We start from the raw sequence: 16733 nt of genomic DNA on the forward strand, positions 1-16733 counted from the left end.
TAACTTGTTTTAAAGTCAATGATTTGGGTTGTTGTTATTTTTTGAAACGCTTTTAAAAAATAGGTCTAACGTTTAAGCGGGCGGCTTAGTTGATAAGTAAGTAACCTGATTTTAAAGGCAAGAGCGGTCGTCCAGCGGCGCTCTTGCAATCTTGAATAAATGAATACACTCAAAGTTTACGTTTGCTCAAGCAAGCAGAGGTTAAATCCTGGATAGTAGTGAATCCTAACAGGCCCAAGGTTCTGTCTACTTCTCCTCGCAGTAAATTAAGCGCATGCTGCGTACCCGCCTGACCACCAGCCGCTAAACCATAAAGCGTGGCTCTTCCAAGCCACACGGCGTCTGCTCCTAGCGCCAACGCTTTTATAATATCGGTGCCGCGTCGAAAGCCGCTATCCACGAATAAATGACAGCGCTCGCCTGTAAAAGCTTTAACCTCGGCCAGTGTATCCATGGGTGAGAGCGAGTGATTAAGCTGTCGTCCACCGTGGTTGGAAAGTACGATGCCATCGATACCCAGCCGCACGGCCTGTTCAGCTTCTTCCGGCGATATAATTCCCTTTAGAATTATTTTGCCTGGCCATAAATCACGCAGCCAGGCGATATCTTCCCAGTTGAGCGATGGGTCTAGCTGCGGGCCAATTATCTGTGAAGCACCTTGAGCGTTACGTTTATCGGGTGGCAGCAAATCATCCAGGTTTTTAAACGTAGGCAGGCCATCGGGTATCAGCACATCGCTCATCCAGCCTGGTTTGGTGAGTAGGTGAAGCAGGTTGGGCAGGGAGGGTTTCATGGGGCGGCTAAAATTGCGTACATCCCATTCGCGATTCCCGTAAATTGCGCTGTCTGTCGTTACAACGATGGCCTCAAAGCCTGCATCAACACAGCGCTGTATCATCGATTTAACAAAGTCGCGGTCACGATAAAAATAGATCTGCATCCAGGCGGTAAGCCCTTCGATGGCAGCGATGTCTTCAAGGCGTGTAGTTGAAACGCTGCTTAGCACGAAAGGAATGCCGGCATCACGGGCGGCATAGGCCAGCTTTAAATCTCCATCACGCGTCAGCATGCCGTTAAATCCCGTTGGCCCAATCGCCAATGGCATTTGATAAGAACGGCCAAACAATGTCGTGCTTAAATCTCGCGCACCTACGTTAGTCATCGTTTTAGGTTCAAACAGATATTGATCGAATACGGCGCGATTATGGCGCAGCGTATGTTCATCATCGCTGCCGCCATAAACATATTCGAATACGAAGTTCGGCAGCCTTTTCTTGGCAATACGTTCTAAATCATGAATGTTCAAGGCTTTTTTATAATTTGAGCCTGAGTAGAGCGGACGTTTCATGGTGATTCACCTGCAACCAAAGTATAGGTTTAAAGGGCTTTTGTTTGTGTTGCCATACTACCATACTAGTCATATCAGTTAGGGCGACAGGCCCCCTTAATTCAGGCTGCTGCAAATGAGCAATATCAATATTACGCTACAGGCGCTATGGCAGGAGACGTCGGAGACCGAATCGGTTCGTCAGCGTCTTTACCAGGTATTGCGCCAGTCCATCATTCAGATGGTGCTGCCCCCGGGCAAAGCGCTTTCTGAAAAAGAAGTAGCGGATGCTTTTTCGGTCAGCCGCCAGCCGGTACGTGAAGCTTTTATCCGTCTTTCGGAGGCGGGACTTGTCGAAGTCAGGCCTCAGCGTGGCACCTATGTTGTCAAGATATCCCAAGGCGCGGTGCTGGAAGCACGTTTTGTACGTGAAGCGGTGGAGGTGGCCGTGGTGCGCCAGGCAACGGCCAAGGGGCTTGCGCCGAATGTGCTCACAGAGCTGCATGACTTACTTGAGCGCCAGCGCCGCTGCATTGAGCCTCACGACACCATTCGCTTCTACCGGCTGGATGAGCGCTTTCACAAGACGTTGTCGCTGGCAGTCGGGCAGCAGGCCGCCTGGAAAGTCATTGAAGAAGTAAGAGCCCAGATGGACCGCGTACGCTACTTAAGCGTTCCTGATACCACCCCCATCGCCCGTTTGATCGACCAGCACGCCCATATTGTGACCGCCATTGAAGATCGCGATATAGCAATGGCCGAGCAGGCCATGCGGCGCCATCTGCGTGAGATTTTTGTTTCGCTACCCGATTTAGTAAAGCGGTTTCCCGAGATGTTCGATACTCAGGAAACGGTATCCCTCATTGAGGAGGCAACCCCATGAAAATCGAACATGCCTATACTATTGTCACCTCGCCGGGGCGCAATTTCGTCACCTTAAAGATTGTGACTGACGAAGGAACTTACGGTATCGGGGATGCCACGCTCAATGGCCGTGAAATGGCCGTGGTGGCTTACCTTGATGAGCACGTCATTCCTGCCTTGATTGGCCGTGACCCACAGCGCATCGAAGATATTTGGCATTACTTGTATCGTGGCGCTTACTGGCGTCGTGGCCCGGTTACCATGAGCGCGATTGCCGCTGTCGACATGGCGCTTTGGGATATTAAAGCGAAACTCGCGGGTATGCCGCTCTATCAACTGCTGGGCGGTAAGAGCCGCGAGCGCGTGATGGTGTATGGCCACGCGACGGGACGCGATATCGAGTCGTGTCTTGAAGAAGTCGCCCGCCATGTGGATGAAGGCTACAAAGCCGTGCGTGTGCAGGCAGGCGTACCCGGCATTGCGAGCATTTATGGTGTGGCCAAGAAAGATGGCGAGCCCTACGAGCCTGCGGATGCCGATTTGCCCGCCGAGCATGTGTGGAGCACCAGCAAATATCTAAACCACGTGCCCAAACTGTTTGCCGCCGTACGCGAGCGCTTCGGTGATGACCTGCATATTCTGCACGATGTACACCATCGTCTGACGCCCATTGAAGCAGCCCGCCTGGGCAAGGAAGTTGAGCCTTATCATCTTTTCTGGCTTGAGGACTGTGTCCCTGCTGAAAACCAGGAAGCGTTTGGGCTTATACGCCAGCACACCACCACACCGCTGGCCGTGGGTGAAGTGTTCAATAGTATACATGACGCCAAAGCGCTGATTGAAAACCAGTGGATCGACTATATTCGCGCCACGCTCACTCACGCAGGTGGCATTACACATGTGCGCCGAATTGCTGATTTAGCAGGCCTGTATCACGTGCGGACCGGTTTCCACGGGCCGACGGACCTCTCCCCGGTTTGCTTGGGGTCGGCTATTCATTTTGATACCTGGGTACCTAACTTTGGTATTCAGGAATACATGCCTCACACCAGCGCGACTAACGAAGTGTTTCCTCACGATTACCGGTTTGAGGATGGCCACTTTATCGTTGGTGAAACGCCGGGGCACGGCGTGGATATCGATGAAGAGCTTGCCAAACAGTACCCCTACAAGCGCGCCAGTCTGCCGGTCAATCGGTTGGAAGACGGCACCCTCTGGCATTGGTGACCTAAAAAACGGGTAAGGAGTTTTGCATCCATGAAAGCATTTCAGGTCAACGCGCCTCACGATTTCAAGGTTGCCGAGGTTGAAATTCCCACCCCGGCGGCGGGCGAGGTGCTGGTCCGCGTAGCGTTTGCCGGAATCTGTGGTTCCGACATGCATATCATCCACGGCGATAACGCTTTCGTACGCTTTCCACGCATCACCGGCCACGAGTTTGCTGGCGTCATCGAGGCGCTAGGCGAGGGCGTACCGGATGTAAGCGTCGGCGATCGCGTCTGTGTCGACCCGGTCATCAGTTGCGGCACCTGCTATCCGTGTCGCATTAATCGACCCAACGTATGTAGCGCTCTGGAAGTGATCGGCGTGCACCGTAACGGCGGTTTTGAGGAGTTCGTCTGTGTGCCGGCGGCCAACGTGCACCAGGTGCCCGAGCATATTGAGCTTGACGCCGCAGCACTCGTCGAGCCTTACACCATCGCCGCGAACGTGCTGGATCGCATGCAGCCGCACCGCGGCGATCGGCTTCTGATTCTGGGCGCCGGTATGATCGGCATGACTATCCTGCAGATGGCCCGCGCCATGGGCATTGACGAGATCATCGTTACCGACGTGATCGACGAGCGTCTGGCCGCGGCCAAGGAGCTGGGGGCGACCCATGTGCTCAATAGCCGCACTCAGGATGTCGAAAAAGAGATTCTGGCACTGACCGAAGGCGAGGGCGTACCGCTGATTGCTGATGCCGCCTGCGTGCCGGCGCTATTGCCCCAGATGCTGCGGCTGGCGTCTCCCGCAGGGCGCATCGGCCTGCTCGGTTTCAGCGTCCAGCCAAGCGATCTGATACAGCTTGAAGTGATCAAGAAAGAGCTGACGCTGGTCGGCTCGCGGCTCAACAATCGAAAGTTTCCGGAGGTACTTGCGCTCATGGCAAGTGGCAAGCTGGACCCGTTGGCGCTGGTTAGCCACCGGTTGCCGTTAAGCGATATGCCCGGTGCCATCGATATGCTTGATCACCGCCCTGAAGAAGCCCGCAAGGTGCTGATTCAAATCAACCCCTAAAGGGCACGCCAACTCATCTTAACCACACGCACTAACAACCAATAATGCAGAAGTGCAGGAGCGATAAAATGATTAAGAAACTGTTAACCAGTGCGGTACTTGCAACGATGGTATTCAGCGCGCAATCGGCGCTGGCCGCCGACTACACGCTGCGCTTTGGTCACTTGGCCAACGAGCAGAACATTTGGCACCAAGCGGCTGAGAAGTTTAAAGAAGAAGTGGAAGCCAACTCTGATGGGCGTATCGAGGTACGCCTTTACCCCAGTGAGCAGCTGGGTAACGAAATGGACGTGATCAACAGCATCCAGCTGGGCACCGCGGACATGACCATCACTGGCGAGAGCTTGCAAAACTGGGCGCCTAAAGCCGCCATGATGGCTGTTCCTTATGCCTTCCGTGATTCCGACCACCTGCACGCGGCAGTGAATGGTGACGTTGGCGCCGAAATCGAAGAGCAGATCATCGAGCGCACCAACCTGGTGCCGCTGGCCTGGTTCGAGCGCGGTGCCCGTGAGCTGACCTCCAACCGCCCCATCCGCACCCCAGAAGAGCTGGACGGTTTGCGCCTGCGCGTGCCCAACGTGCCGCTGTTCGTGGATACCTGGCAGGCGATGGGCGCACGTCCTACTCCCATGGCGTTCAGCGAAGTGTTTACCGCACTTCAGCAAAACACGCTGGAAGGTCAGGAAAACCCGCTGAGCCTGATCGAAAGCGCCAGCTTCAACGAGGTGCAGGATTACGTCAATATGACCGGCCACGTGCGCAGCTGGATCTACGTGGTGATTGGACGTAATCAGCTTGAAAAAATGCCTGAAGAGCTTCAGCAGGTAGTGCGTGACGCCGCCGAAACCATGCAGGCTTTTGAATCTGAGCTGTTCGTTGAAGACCAGGAGCGCCTGGAGCAAGCCCTTCAAGAGCGCGGTATGGAATTCATCGAAGTAGACGTGGATGCCTTCGCTGAAGCGGCCCGTCCGGCGGTGCTGGAAGCCCTAACACCTGAACAGCGTGAAATCTTCGACGCCATTCAAGACCTGTAAGAGGGTTGGTAGTGAGAATGGGCTGGCCGCGTGCCAGCCCATTCTCAGTTTGCAAGTTCTGTCTGCAAGAGCAGTCTGTCCCATGAGGATACGTTTATGAGCTCGGATCAAAAAGCGCTTGAACAAGAAGCGTTGGAGAGTCTGGATTCGATGTCGGCGGTGCCCAAGCTGCAAGGCCCCATTGGGCGCCTGATAGGCTGGGTGGATACCTGTTTTCTTACTCTTTCAGTACTGGCGCTGGTCGCTATTGCCGCTACGGTGCTGCTGCAGGTGAGTTCACGGTTATTCCTGCCGTTTTCCATCGCCTGGACCGAAGAGCTCTCGCGCTATCTGTTTATCTATATGGTGGCGCTGTCGGTTGGGGTAGTCATGCGTCAACACCGTAATATCAGCGTCGAGCTTTTCCATCATATGCTTGGCCCGCGCATGAAAGCGGCGTTTCAAGCGCTGATCTGTCTGATGATCGGCGTGTTTGCTTTTCTGGTGCTGCCTTATGCCTGGCAGTACGCCCAGAACGGCACTTGGCAGACATCTCCCACACTGCGGGTGCCCATGCTGTACATCTTTTTCTCAACAGTAGTCACCTTTGCGCTGCTCCTGGTTTATAGCGTACTGGGATGTCTTGAGGGAATCATCGCAATGTGTCGCTCCTCTGCCTCCCGTGAACAGGAGTTGTAAGCATGGAAGTCATTATTTTATTCAGCGTTTTCCTGATACTACTGTTGGTGGGCATGCCTATCGCCTTTGCGCTCGGTATCGCTTCAATGTCGTATCTACTGATGGAAGGCATTTCGCTGACCATCGTGCCCCAGCGCATGTACGCGGGCATCGACACCTTCGTTTTGCTGTGTATTCCGGGGTTCGTGCTGGCCGGTAACCTGATGAACGTGGGCAATATTACCGAGCACATCGTGCGCTTCTCCAATGCGCTGCTTGGACATATTCGCGGCGGCCTGGGCCTTGCCAACGTGGGCGGCTCAATGATTTTTGGCGGTATTTCCGGCACCGCCGTGGCGGACTCGGCGAGTATCGGTTCGGTGATGATTCCTGGCATGGCGCGCTCGGGTTACGACAAGCCGTTTGCCGCTGCCGTTACCGCAGCTTCGTCTACCGTTGGGCCGATTATTCCTCCCAGCGTGCCGATGATTATTGCAGGCTCGTTAAGCGGTATTTCGGTTGGACGGATGTTTCTGGCAGGCGCGGTCCCCGGCCTTTTAATGGGCTTGGCCATGATGATCACGGTGTACATTCTTGCCGTGCGTCGCGGTTACCCTAAGGAGAAGCGGGTGCCGGTCCTGCAGCTTCTGCGTGAAGCGAAAACAGCCTTCTGGGCACTTTTGATGACCGTAATCATTCTTTACGGCATCATCGGCGGCTTCTTTACGCCCACCGAAGCCTCGATTGTGGCCAGTCTTTACGCCTTGGTGGTAGGCATGTATGTCTACAAGGGGCTTACCTGGCGCAAACTTCCGGGCATTCTGGTGGATACTGTTCTGACCTCGTCAGCGCTTTTGCTGATGGTGGGCCTGGCCAACCTGTTCGGCTGGATTCTGACCAGCGAGCAGATACCCCAGATGATCGCCACGCTGATTCTTTCCATCAGTGAAAACCCGCTCATCGTGCTGCTGATTCTCAACCTGATCCTGCTGTTCGTTGGCGCCTTTATGGAAACCATCGCCGCGCTGATCATTCTCTTCCCCGCGCTGGTGGGTGTGGCCACAGGTGTCGGCGTGGATCCGGTGCACTTTGCCGTAATCGCGGTGCTCAACTTGATGATCGGTCTGACCACACCGCCTGTTGGCGTATGTCTGTTCGTGGTGGCCGGTATTGGCAAGCTGCCCATGCTGACGGTTGCCCGCGCAATCGTGCCTTTCCTGCTGTGCAACCTGACGGTGCTGATGCTGGTGACCTATGTGCCGGCCATCTCGCTGTGGCTGCCTAACCTGCTGATGGGGAGTAACTAGGCATGTCTGTTAAACGCATTGACGCCGCGCCGCACACCGGTCACATCGGCATCGTCCACCTAGGCCTGGGCGCATTTCACCGCGCCCACCAGGCGGTTTATCTTGAGCGCTATCGCCAGCGCACTGGTGATGGCGAGTGGGGTGTATGTAGCGCGAATTTACGCGCAAGCGTTGAGCTGGTGGATAGCCTGCGCAAGGCAGGTTACCGCTATCAAGTGGCGGAATATGCCGATAGCCAGACGCTTACGCTACGTGAAATCGGTGTGATCGAAGAAACGCTATTTTCCGGGCGAGATGCGGCGGGCAATTGGGGGCGGGATAGAGAAGCGCTACTCGGCCGAATGGCAGATCCAGATACACGGATTGTTACGCTGACCGTGACCGAGAAGGGCTACTTTCTTAATCCCGCCACCGGCGAGCTAAGGGTAGATGACCCTATGGTGGCAGGTGACATTGCCTCCCCCCAGCAGCCGCGTACGGCGCCTGGGTTATTGGTAGAAGCACTGGCAAGACGTCATGCGGCGGGTATCGAGCCGTTTGCGGTACTTTCTTGTGACAATATGCCCCATAACGGACAGCGCACCCGAATGGCGGTTGTGCGCCTTGCTGAACAGCGCAGTGCCGCGCTGGCTGAATGGATCGCAGAGCAGGTGGCGTTTCCAAGCTCCATGGTCGACCGCATCGTGCCTGCGATGACCGACGCTGACTTTGAGCGCCTTGCTAAGCTTGGCGTCAACGACCCCAATGCCGTGGTGGGCGAGGCGTTTTCACAGTGGGTGGTTGAAGATCACTTTCCGCTGGGAAGACCTGGCTGGGAAGCCGAAGGCGTCGAGATGGTAAACGATGTAGCGCCGTTTGAAACCATGAAGCTGCGTATGCTTAACGGCAGCCACTCACTGCTTGCTTATCTTGGTGCACTAGAAGGCATTGAAACGGTCTTCGACGGTGTGAGCCATACGCCGCTGCGTGCGCTATTGCGCCGCTATATGCTTGAAGAGGCCGCGCCCACGCTTGAAATGCCCGAAGGCACGGACTTGACAGCCTACGCGGATTCACTGCTGGCGCGATTTGCCAATGACAGCTTGCGCCATCGGCTTCAGCAAATTGCCATGGACGGTAGCCAGAAACTACCCCAGCGCTGGTTAAGCGGAGCGCTTGAGCGGGCCAGCACCGGACTGGCGTCTCCCTGCGTGGCGCTGGGCATGGCCGCATGGATTCGTTATACCGATGGTCAAGCGCTAAACGGCCAGCTCTATACCGTTGATGACCCGATGGCAAAACAGTTTGCGGAGCTGCACCAGACTCACGGTGGTCACCCGGCCGCGCTGGTAAACGCCTTTTTAGCCATTGATGAGATTGTGCCGCCTGCGTTGGCGGCGAACCAGCCATTTGTTGACGATGTGTTAGCGGCTTACCGCGCCTTGACGCAAGACGGGTTAAACGCTGCGCTCGCAGCGCTAGGCATCGAAGAGTAGGGAGTTATCTATGGAACATACCTGGCGCTGGTTTGGCCCTAACGATGTCATACGTCTTGAAGAAATCCGGCAGGCCGGCGCGACCGGCATTGTGACGGCGCTGCATGAAATACCCAACGATAAGGTATGGCCGGTCGAGGCGATTCAAGCGCGCAAGGCCATGATTGAGGCCGCTGGGTTAAGCTGGTCGGTAGTCGAGAGCGTGCCGGTTCACGAGGCAATAAAGCAGGGCCTTGCGGCGCGCGATGCGTTGATTGAAACGTACTGCCAAACGCTGCGCAATTTGGCGGCCTGTGGCATCGACACGGTGTGCTACAACTTTATGCCGGTGCTCGACTGGACGCGCACGGATCTCGTTCATGTACTGCCGGATGGGGCGCTGGCGCTGCGCTTTGATCACACCGCGTTTGCTGCTTTTGATCTCTATATTCTTAAGCGGCCAGGGGCCGAGGCTGAGTATAGCGAAGCGGATAAACGTACTGCCCAACGCTACCTTGAGACGCTTGATCAATCCGCCCGTGACAAGCTGGTGACCACATTGATCGCTGGACTGCCAGGGGCTGAAGAGCACTATACGCTGGATCAGTTTCGAGATGTGCTGGCGGAGTATGCCGAGATTGATGCTGAAAAGCTGCGCGAAAATCTTGGCTACTTTTTACAGGCAATTATTCCAGTGGCTGAAGAAGTCGGCATTCGTATGGCGATCCACCCTGATGATCCACCCAGGCCGCTTCTGGGCTTGCCGCGAGTGGTGTCAACCCATGAGGATGCGCAGTGGGTGGTGGATCATGTGCCCAGCCCGGCCAATGGCCTAACGTTTTGCACCGGCTCTTATGGTGTTCGTGAAGACAACGACCTGGTTGCCATGGCTCGCCACTTTGCCCCGCATATTCACTTTATCCACCTGCGTGCCACAAAGCGCGAGGTGGACCCACGTTCATTCCACGAAGCGCCGCACCTGGAAGGTAACGTTGATATGGTCGGCGTTATCCAGGCGCTGGTCGAAGAAGAGCGTCGCCGTGAAAAAGAGGGCGGGGCGCGCTTGCCGTTGCGCCCTGATCATGGCCATCATATTCTTGACGATCAGCAGCGTAAAACCGCGCCGGGCTACCCACTTTATGGCCGTATGCGCGGGCTTGCCGAGCTACGTGGTGTTGAACTCGCCGTGCGCCAGCTAACAGCCAAGTAAGCCAGTGTTATAAGCAACAACAGCCCCGCTGACTTTATGGGTCAGCGGGGCTGTTTTAATGCTAGCTATGCGTAATTACCGCGGCGTAGAGGGCGCTTCCGTTGTAGTCAGCGTTGGCTCGGGCACCTGTTCCATGCGCTGGCGTTCCTGGTCAAGAATCGCAAGGGCTTGGGCAGAGGTGACGCGAGATGCGGGTGTCAGCAGGCTGACGGCCACCCCAGCGATTAGCGCCGCTAAAACAGCGGGGATGCTTGGATTGCCCCAGAAGGCAGTCCAGTCGCTATTGGCGATAATGATTAAAGACGTTGCCGAGGCACAAATCAGAGTGGCAATGGCGCCCTGCCAATTATAGCGTGGCCAGAAACGACCCAGCATGGCGCTAACGAATAGCCCTGACAGGATAGTCGAGATCATGCGCGTGATGTAAGTGATCACATTGTCCGAGGCGAGGGCGAAAAGCAGCGCCAAACCGATGGTTACCACTAAGGCAATGCGCGAGAAACGCACCACATTACGGGCCGAGGGTGTACGCCCCGTTGCCAGCACATACAAATCACGAATGAGCGTAGAGACACCGGCGATCGCATCGGAGCTGGCACTCGACATAGTGGCGGAGAGGCCCGCTACCAGTAGTAGAAGTCCCAATCCTAGCGGCATGATTTCAGTAGCCAGGAACGGAAAGGCGTAGTTGCTATTTTCAAGCCCCGGATTAAGGGCGTGCGTTGCCATTCCGATAATCGCGGGAATGATTGAGAACCCCATATAAAGTACGCCGGTGATCAAAAACGAGCGGCGCACCGACCCAACTGATTCGCCAGAGTAAATACGCTGACGGAAAGAGGGCGTTGCAAGCACACCAATCGCGATCACGGCGGCAAGCGAAAGCGCAGGCAGCGCACCAATTTGATCAATGCCTAAAAAGCTAGTCGCCCCAGCCTCCATGCCTGTTGTGAGCCCCGAGAAGCCGCCAACTTCCACTAGCGCCAGCACGGCCATCAAGATAAAGCCTGCAAAAAGCACGACTGCTTGAATGGTGTCGGTCCAGATAACCGCAAAGTAACCGCCGATGACGCAGTAAATGCCAAAGCCCAAAGCAACCAGAATACGCGCCGTCGTCAGGTCAATGCCTGCCATCCAAGAGAGGTAAAGGCCACCACCTAAGATATGCGCACCCAGCCAACCGATGCAGGCAATATAGATAAGTAGCGCGACGATATTGCGAACCAGCCGATTAGCGCCAACGTAATAGGCTAGTTCTTCACTCATGGTCATAAAGCGAAACTTGCGTACCGGCGCAAAGCAGACGGCAAGCAAGAGAACCCCAATAGCGCCACCAATTCCGTAGAGCGCGCCTGCCCAGCCATTGGCATAGCCAAAACCCACGGCTCCCATACTGGAGCCGGTACCCACCATCGTGGCGACAGTGGTTCCAACCGTTAAGAAGAGCGGAACACTACGGCCACCCAATAGAAAATCATCGCCATTGCCCCGTTTATGTCGGGATATATACCAACCAAACAAGATCATAACGGCGATATAGATGATAAAGGCTGAAAGGAATATCTGACTGTTCATGCTAACCTCTTATCGTTGTTTATTCAGCCGTTGCCGCGGCTGTCGTTAAGCAATGCAGGCGATTACCGCTGGGCTTTTTTTCTTGATCAGGCGGTAATCTGGCGCCGTACCCTTGCCGGGGTACGGCGCTTTTTTTGTGGTAACTAAACGCGATCAGCGCGGAAGCACTTCACGTCAACCTCGACCTTGCAATCCACCACCAGGTCTTGAACGCTGCAGATACGTGCCGGCGGGTTGTCGCCAAATATCTCCTTGAAGACCTTGTTGAAAGAGGTGAAATAACGCGCGTCCGTCAGCACGGTCGTTACGTGAACAACATCTTCAACGCCGTAGCCCGCTTCGTGCATGATGGCTATACAGTTGTTGAACGCCAGGCGGGTTTGCTCGACGATGCCGCCTTCAACAACCTCACCGTCGGTCATCGGCGTTTGGCCAGAGACATATAGCCAGCCGCCTGCCTCTACGGCGCGAGCAAAAGGTAGTTTCTGACCACCGGTGCCGACGCCGCCTTCGGTGCCATATCGGGTAATACTCATGATGTTTTCTCCTGCTTGGGTTGAGAGAGAGGGAAGTTTTGAGCAATACGCTCCGTGCGGCGTAACATTCGCCCTGAACGCTGGTCGGTAATAGCGCCCTGGTAATAGGCAAGCTTGCCATTCACTACGACCATATCGATGCCTTTAGCCGCCGCGATGGGGGCCTCGTAACTGGCTGTATCTTCCAGCACATCAAGATCAAAAAGGGTGAGATCTGCATAGGCGCCGATGCGTATGACGCCGCGATCCGTTAAACCAAAGTTGGCCGCTGAAAGGCTGGTCATCTTGCGCACCGCTTCTGTAAGCGGCATTAGGTTTAAATCACGGCTGTAGTGGGCCAGAACCCGTGGAAAGGCGCCCCACAGCCGCGGGTGTGGATGCGGATCATTAGGCAAGCCGTCGGAGCCCACCATGGAGAGCGGATGTGCCAACACTTGCTGCATATCCGCTTCGCTCATGTTGTGGTAAACCGCCCCAGCGGGCTGTAGCTGTTTGGCAGCGTCTAGAAGCGACATATGCCAGTCGGCAGCGATGTCTTTCAAGGGGCGACGCGCCTGCTCTGGATGGGGTTCTGACCAGGTGATCGTGATCTCGATCTCATCCGTTACCTGGCCAAGGTCCAGGGTCGAAGATCCTGCCGTATAGGGGTAGCAGTCGCAGTGGGCATGTTGATGTTGGGCGGCTATCTCAAGTTTACTCAGTGCTTGGCCTGCGCCTCCCCAGTTGCCAGCGCCTGCGCATTTAAGATGCGAAATGACTAAAGGAACCTGACCATCCCGAGCGGTTGTGAATGCCTCATCCATGGCCTCCAGTAGGCCCGCAAACTCATTACGCAGGTGAGTGGTATATACGCCCCCTGATTTGCCAACCGCCGCCACCAATGGCGCCATTTCAGTGGTTGGCGCATGTATGGCGTTGCGATACGCAAGCCCTGAACTAAGCCCCAGAGCGCCTTCATCCAGTGCCTGGCGTAGCAGGACCTCCATGGCAGAGATTTCATCTGCGCTGGCCGGGCGGGCAAAGCTGTCCATTACCTGGCTGCGCAAACTGGTGTGCCCGACCAAGGCCGCAACATTGATGCTCGGCTTGGCGGCGTCTACCGCATTGGCATAATTCGCGAAACTTGGGTAACGAAAATCTTCAAGGTTACCCAGTAAGTTCATTGGATCGGGGACGTGCTCGGCAAGTGTTACGGGGCTTGCACTGATACCACAGTTACCCACCACGACCGTGGTAACGCCCTGGGTTAGCTTTGGCAGCATTTCGGGCGTACGAATGACATTGGTATCATCGTGGGTGTGAACATCAATAAAGCCAGGGGCCAAATAACGCTCGTGGGCATCGATAACGGTGGTGGCCGTTGCATAGGGCATCTTGCCGATAGCGCAAATGCGCTCACCTTGAATGGCGATATCCGCACGAAAAGGCGGCGTACCAGCGCCATCCAGCACGTTGGCATTACGAATTAATACGTCGTAAACCATCTTAGTCTCCTAATGGCTGGCGGTTATCACCACCACGATGGTCATCCAGGCTCAGTTTGAGTCGGCGCAACTTAGTACGTGAGCGTTCGCGGTGTCGCATGGCAAGCTCAAGTGCTAATACGTCGATAACCGCGAGCATGGCGTAGCGTGAAGCCGAAGGGTGATAAATGAAGTCGGTTTCCCGCGAGGTGATTGGCAGCACAATGTCGGAGGTGGTGGCGAGCGGCGAATTCATCGCGGTGATAGCGATGACCTTCGCGCCGTACTGCTTGGCAATCTGCGCCGACTCCACCATTTCAGGGGTGTAACCGGTGACTGATAGCACGACCACTACGTCATCAGGCTCAAGCGTTGATGCCACCATGCGGGGCAAGAGTGCCTGAGGGTAGGCGCAGACCGCATAGCCAAGGCGCACCAGGCGAAACTGAAATTCCTGGGAAAGAATGCTTGAGCCGCCACCCGCGCCAAAAACGAGTATCTGGCGCGCGTTATCAAGCAGCTCAACGGCGCCTGCCACATCTGCCTGGGCGAGCAAGTCGCGGTTGAGCGCCAGCGTTTGGGTCGCAATGTCATACACCACGCTGGAGCTGTCTTCGGGCGTGGCTTCCTGAATAAACCGGCGTCCCGCGCCTAAGGCTTTCGTCAGGCGGGTTTTTAAGTCGCGTACGTTCGTACAGCCGATAGCGCGTGCAAAGCGAGTCACGCTAGCGTCACTCACTCCGGCGCGCTGGGCGATATCACCGATACTTGATTCGGTGACAAAATCAATGTCAGCAAAAATAAGCTCGGCGACTTTTCGTTCAGCGTCGCGAAGCGCGTTAAAGTCAGTAGTTATTCGAGACAAAATATCTATTTCTTGGCTCACCGTGAGCTCCTGATGGTTGCCTTGTTTAAAAAATATGTTAGTTTCTATCTTAAAGTCAATGTCTGTGAAAATAACTAACATAAGCGTGGTGAAACGCGCTTAAAATTCCAGGAGATGGGTATATGCAATCAATGGCGTCAGCAGTAGATAAAGGCAGCGTGGAGCTAGGCCCTAACCTGTTGGGGGGCGTCAGTCTGCCTGCCGCCGTGGTGCATGAAGGTCCGCTTGAACATAACGTGGCGTGGATGCAGCGCTTTGCCGAAGCCCACGGCGCCCGCTTGGCGCCCCATGGTAAAACCACCATGACCCCAGCGCTTTTTCATCGTCAGCTTCAGGCGGGTGCATGGGGGATTACCTTGGCGACGGCACCACAGTGCCGCGCAGCCTTTACTCATGGCATCACTCGGTTACTGATGGCTAACCAGTTGGTGGGGCAGGCGAATATGGCCATTGTCGCTAATCTGATAGAGCAAGGGGCAACGTTTTACTGTGTGGTGGATAGCCAGGAAAACGTACGCCAGCTTGGGCGCTTTTTTGCCAAGCGAGGTCTGATCTTACCGGTTTTGATTGAGGTGGGAGTGCCGGGTGGAAGGTGCGGCTGCCGTACCCAGCAACAGATACTCTCTCTGGCTGAGACTATTGCTGAAGAGCCCGCGCTGTCATTGGCGGGGTTGGAAGGCTATGAAGGCGTCGTGCACGGCGCTGATCCAGAAGCCGGTATTCGTGCTTACGCTAAATATCTAGTGGATGTGGCGGTAGAGCTTGAGGCAGCAAAGCGCTTTTCAGAACCTGAACCTATTGTCACGGCATCGGGTTCTGCCTGGTATGACTTGATTGCAGAAGCTTTTGAAGGAGCGCCGCTTCAAGATCAATTTACAGCCGTATTACGCCCAGGGTGTTACGTAGTTCACGACCATGGGCTGTATCGTGAGGCGCAATCCGCCGTGCTTGCTCGTCGACCTGATTTGCCGGAAGGCCTTGAGCCTGCCCTGGAGGTCTTTGCACAGGTACAGTCGCTTCCTGAACCGGGACTTGCCATCATCGCATTGGGCAAGCGCGATATCGGCCATGATCAGTTACCCATTGCCCTGCGTCGCTACAGGGAAGCCGGTACCCCAGAGCAACTGTTGCCGGTGACTGGTTGGGAAGTGATGAATATCATGGATCAGCACACGTTCGTGCGGCTTCCTAAAGAGGCGCTGGATGTAGAGGTGGGTGATATCGTTGCGTTTGGCGCCTCTCACCCCTGTTTAACGTTCGATAAATGGCGCCAGCTGTTGTTAGTCGATAATGACTTAAACGTTAAAGAGCATTTGACTACCTGCTTCTAGCGCGCAAGCCAACCACCATCCACGGCTAGCGTGTGGCCATGAACGTATCGGGCTGCGTCAGAGCACAAAAAGATGACTGCGCCCGCCAAGTCGTCAGGCGTTCCCCAGCGGCCAGCCGGAATACGGCCGAGTATTTCGTCATGACGTTGGGGGTCGTCGCGCAGCGCTTGGGTGTTATCGGTTGCCATGTATCCAGGGGCGATTGCATTCACGTTGATATCGTGGGCGGCCCATTCGTTGGCCAGCAGGCGAGTGAGGCCTTGAAGCCCGCTTTTGCTGGCGGTGTAAGAGGGGACGCGAATGCCGCCTTGGAAAGAGAGCAGTGAGGCGATATTGACAATTTTGCCGGGCGCTTTGCGCTCAATAAGATGCTTGGCAACGTGTTGAGCCAGGAAGAACGCGGCCTTTAAGTTAACGTCTAGCACTGCGTCCCAGTCTTCTTCAGAAAACTCAAGAGCTGGTGCCCGGCGGATAATGCCGGCATTGTTGACCAGGATATCCAGCTTGCCCGCTTGTGTGATGGCCTGGCTTACAATCTCGCTTGGCGCATGCTGACCAAGCTCCGCCTCAACCGCGTAAAAGCGCTGCCCTAGCGCTTCGACCTGGTGCTTTGTATCATCGGCAGGGCGGCGGCTAACGCCGACAATATCCGCGCCTGCTTGAGCCAGCGCCAGGGCAATACCTTGCCCCAGGCCTTTATTGCAACCGGTCACCATGGCGACCTGGCCGTGCAGCGAAAATAGTTTCATCGTGTCACTCCCTTCAACTGCTGTGTATACCAACAAACTGGCTGTATCAATGCTTTA

15 protein-coding genes are annotated in these 16733 nt (G+C 55.5%); 9 read left to right on the plus strand and 6 right to left on the minus strand.

The features are described 5' to 3' along the window. Positions 1-169: 169 nt before the first annotated feature. Entirely contained in the window at positions 170-1348 is a 1179-nt protein-coding gene (locus D467_RS0100850; protein WP_018915607.1) for an alpha-hydroxy acid oxidase, read from the minus strand. Between the two features lie 115 nt (positions 1349-1463). Between D467_RS0100850 and D467_RS0100855 the strand changes: the two genes are divergently transcribed. The 8 genes from D467_RS0100855 to uxuA all read left to right on the plus strand — a co-directional run bounded on the left by D467_RS0100855 (position 1464) and on the right by uxuA (position 10136). Further along, a complete protein-coding gene (locus tag D467_RS0100855; RefSeq protein ID WP_018915608.1) occupies positions 1464-2210 on the plus strand; it encodes an FCD domain-containing protein in 747 nt (248 codons plus the stop codon). Next, entirely contained in the window at positions 2207-3418 is a 1212-nt protein-coding gene (gene manD, locus D467_RS0100860; protein WP_018915609.1) for a D-mannonate dehydratase ManD, read from the plus strand. Before D467_RS0100855 ends, manD begins: the two co-directional genes overlap by 4 nt. A gap of 30 nt (positions 3419-3448) precedes the next feature. After that, positions 3449-4471: a Zn-dependent oxidoreductase gene (locus tag D467_RS0100865; protein WP_018915610.1), complete on the plus strand. Its 1023-nt coding sequence runs from the start codon at positions 3449-3451 to the stop codon at positions 4469-4471. A gap of 68 nt (positions 4472-4539) precedes the next feature. Then, entirely contained in the window at positions 4540-5508 is a 969-nt protein-coding gene (locus tag D467_RS0100870) for a TRAP transporter substrate-binding protein (protein ID WP_018915611.1), read from the plus strand. A gap of 96 nt (positions 5509-5604) precedes the next feature. Beyond that, the gene (locus D467_RS0100875) at positions 5605-6186 is read left to right on the plus strand and encodes a TRAP transporter small permease (RefSeq protein WP_018915612.1); all 582 of its coding nucleotides are present in this window, start codon (positions 5605-5607) and stop codon (positions 6184-6186) included. Positions 6187-6188: 2 nt separating this feature from the next. After that, on the plus strand, positions 6189-7472 hold the full coding sequence (locus tag D467_RS0100880; RefSeq protein WP_018915613.1) for a TRAP transporter large permease: 1284 nt from the start codon (positions 6189-6191) through the stop codon (positions 7470-7472). 2 nt (positions 7473-7474) lie between these two features. Beyond that, positions 7475-8947, plus strand: a complete 1473-nt coding sequence (locus D467_RS0100885; protein ID WP_018915614.1) for a mannitol dehydrogenase family protein — start codon at positions 7475-7477, stop codon at positions 8945-8947. A 10-nt stretch (positions 8948-8957) separates the two neighbouring features. Further along, a complete protein-coding gene (uxuA, locus tag D467_RS0100890; protein ID WP_018915615.1) occupies positions 8958-10136 on the plus strand; it encodes a mannonate dehydratase in 1179 nt (392 codons plus the stop codon). Positions 10137-10211: 75 nt separating this feature from the next. Here the strand turns inward: uxuA and D467_RS0100895 are convergent, their stop codons facing one another. The 4 genes from D467_RS0100895 to D467_RS0100915 form a co-directional block, all read right to left on the minus strand. Beyond that, positions 10212-11711, minus strand: a complete 1500-nt coding sequence (locus tag D467_RS0100895; RefSeq protein WP_018915616.1) for a sodium:solute symporter family protein — start codon at positions 11709-11711, stop codon at positions 10212-10214. Between the two features lie 143 nt (positions 11712-11854). Then, entirely contained in the window at positions 11855-12247 is a 393-nt protein-coding gene (locus tag D467_RS0100905; RefSeq protein ID WP_018915618.1) for a RidA family protein, read from the minus strand. Beyond that, positions 12244-13731: an N-acyl-D-amino-acid deacylase family protein gene (locus tag D467_RS0100910; protein ID WP_018915619.1), complete on the minus strand. Its 1488-nt coding sequence runs from the start codon at positions 13729-13731 to the stop codon at positions 12244-12246. Before D467_RS0100910 ends, D467_RS0100905 begins: the two co-directional genes overlap by 4 nt. Position 13732: 1 nt before the next feature. Beyond that, positions 13733-14596 (minus strand): MurR/RpiR family transcriptional regulator, encoded by an 864-nt coding sequence (locus D467_RS0100915; protein WP_026285547.1) that lies wholly within the window; start codon positions 14594-14596, stop codon positions 13733-13735. A gap of 122 nt (positions 14597-14718) precedes the next feature. On the opposite strand from D467_RS0100915, the gene D467_RS0100920 reads away from it, so the two are divergent. Next, positions 14719-15927 (plus strand): amino acid deaminase, encoded by a 1209-nt coding sequence (locus D467_RS0100920; RefSeq protein ID WP_018915621.1) that lies wholly within the window; start codon positions 14719-14721, stop codon positions 15925-15927. Here the strand turns inward: D467_RS0100920 and kduD are convergent. Further along, entirely contained in the window at positions 15924-16676 is a 753-nt protein-coding gene (kduD, locus tag D467_RS0100925) for a 2-dehydro-3-deoxy-D-gluconate 5-dehydrogenase KduD (protein WP_018915622.1), read from the minus strand. The two genes, D467_RS0100920 and kduD, sit on opposite strands and share 4 nt — an antisense overlap. Between the last annotated feature and the right edge of the window lie 57 nt (positions 16677-16733).

It is taken from the genome of Vreelandella zhanjiangensis DSM 21076, assembly GCF_000377665.1.
In the GTDB taxonomy this organism is placed as follows: domain Bacteria; phylum Pseudomonadota; class Gammaproteobacteria; order Pseudomonadales; family Halomonadaceae; genus Vreelandella; species Vreelandella zhanjiangensis.

What these genes read in the sequence shown, in the direction of transcription:
- D467_RS0100850 (WP_018915607.1), bottom strand. Translation starts at nt 1,348, where the DNA reads ATGAAACGTCCGCTCTACTCAGGCTCAAATTATAAAAAAGCCTTGAAC.
- D467_RS0100855 (WP_018915608.1), top strand. Translation starts at nt 1,464, where the DNA reads ATGAGCAATATCAATATTACGCTACAGGCGCTATGGCAGGAGACGTCG.
- manD (WP_018915609.1), top strand. Translation starts at nt 2,207, where the DNA reads ATGAAAATCGAACATGCCTATACTATTGTCACCTCGCCGGGGCGCAAT.
- D467_RS0100865 (WP_018915610.1), top strand. Translation starts at nt 3,449, where the DNA reads ATGAAAGCATTTCAGGTCAACGCGCCTCACGATTTCAAGGTTGCCGAG.
- D467_RS0100870 (WP_018915611.1), top strand. Translation starts at nt 4,540, where the DNA reads ATGATTAAGAAACTGTTAACCAGTGCGGTACTTGCAACGATGGTATTC.
- D467_RS0100875 (WP_018915612.1), top strand. Translation starts at nt 5,605, where the DNA reads ATGAGCTCGGATCAAAAAGCGCTTGAACAAGAAGCGTTGGAGAGTCTG.
- D467_RS0100880 (WP_018915613.1), top strand. Translation starts at nt 6,189, where the DNA reads ATGGAAGTCATTATTTTATTCAGCGTTTTCCTGATACTACTGTTGGTG.
- D467_RS0100885 (WP_018915614.1), top strand. Translation starts at nt 7,475, where the DNA reads ATGTCTGTTAAACGCATTGACGCCGCGCCGCACACCGGTCACATCGGC.
- uxuA (WP_018915615.1), top strand. Translation starts at nt 8,958, where the DNA reads ATGGAACATACCTGGCGCTGGTTTGGCCCTAACGATGTCATACGTCTT.
- D467_RS0100895 (WP_018915616.1), bottom strand. Translation starts at nt 11,711, where the DNA reads ATGAACAGTCAGATATTCCTTTCAGCCTTTATCATCTATATCGCCGTT.
- D467_RS0100905 (WP_018915618.1), bottom strand. Translation starts at nt 12,247, where the DNA reads ATGAGTATTACCCGATATGGCACCGAAGGCGGCGTCGGCACCGGTGGT.
- D467_RS0100910 (WP_018915619.1), bottom strand. Translation starts at nt 13,731, where the DNA reads ATGGTTTACGACGTATTAATTCGTAATGCCAACGTGCTGGATGGCGCT.
- D467_RS0100920 (WP_018915621.1), top strand. Translation starts at nt 14,719, where the DNA reads ATGCAATCAATGGCGTCAGCAGTAGATAAAGGCAGCGTGGAGCTAGGC.
- kduD (WP_018915622.1), bottom strand. Translation starts at nt 16,676, where the DNA reads ATGAAACTATTTTCGCTGCACGGCCAGGTCGCCATGGTGACCGGTTGC.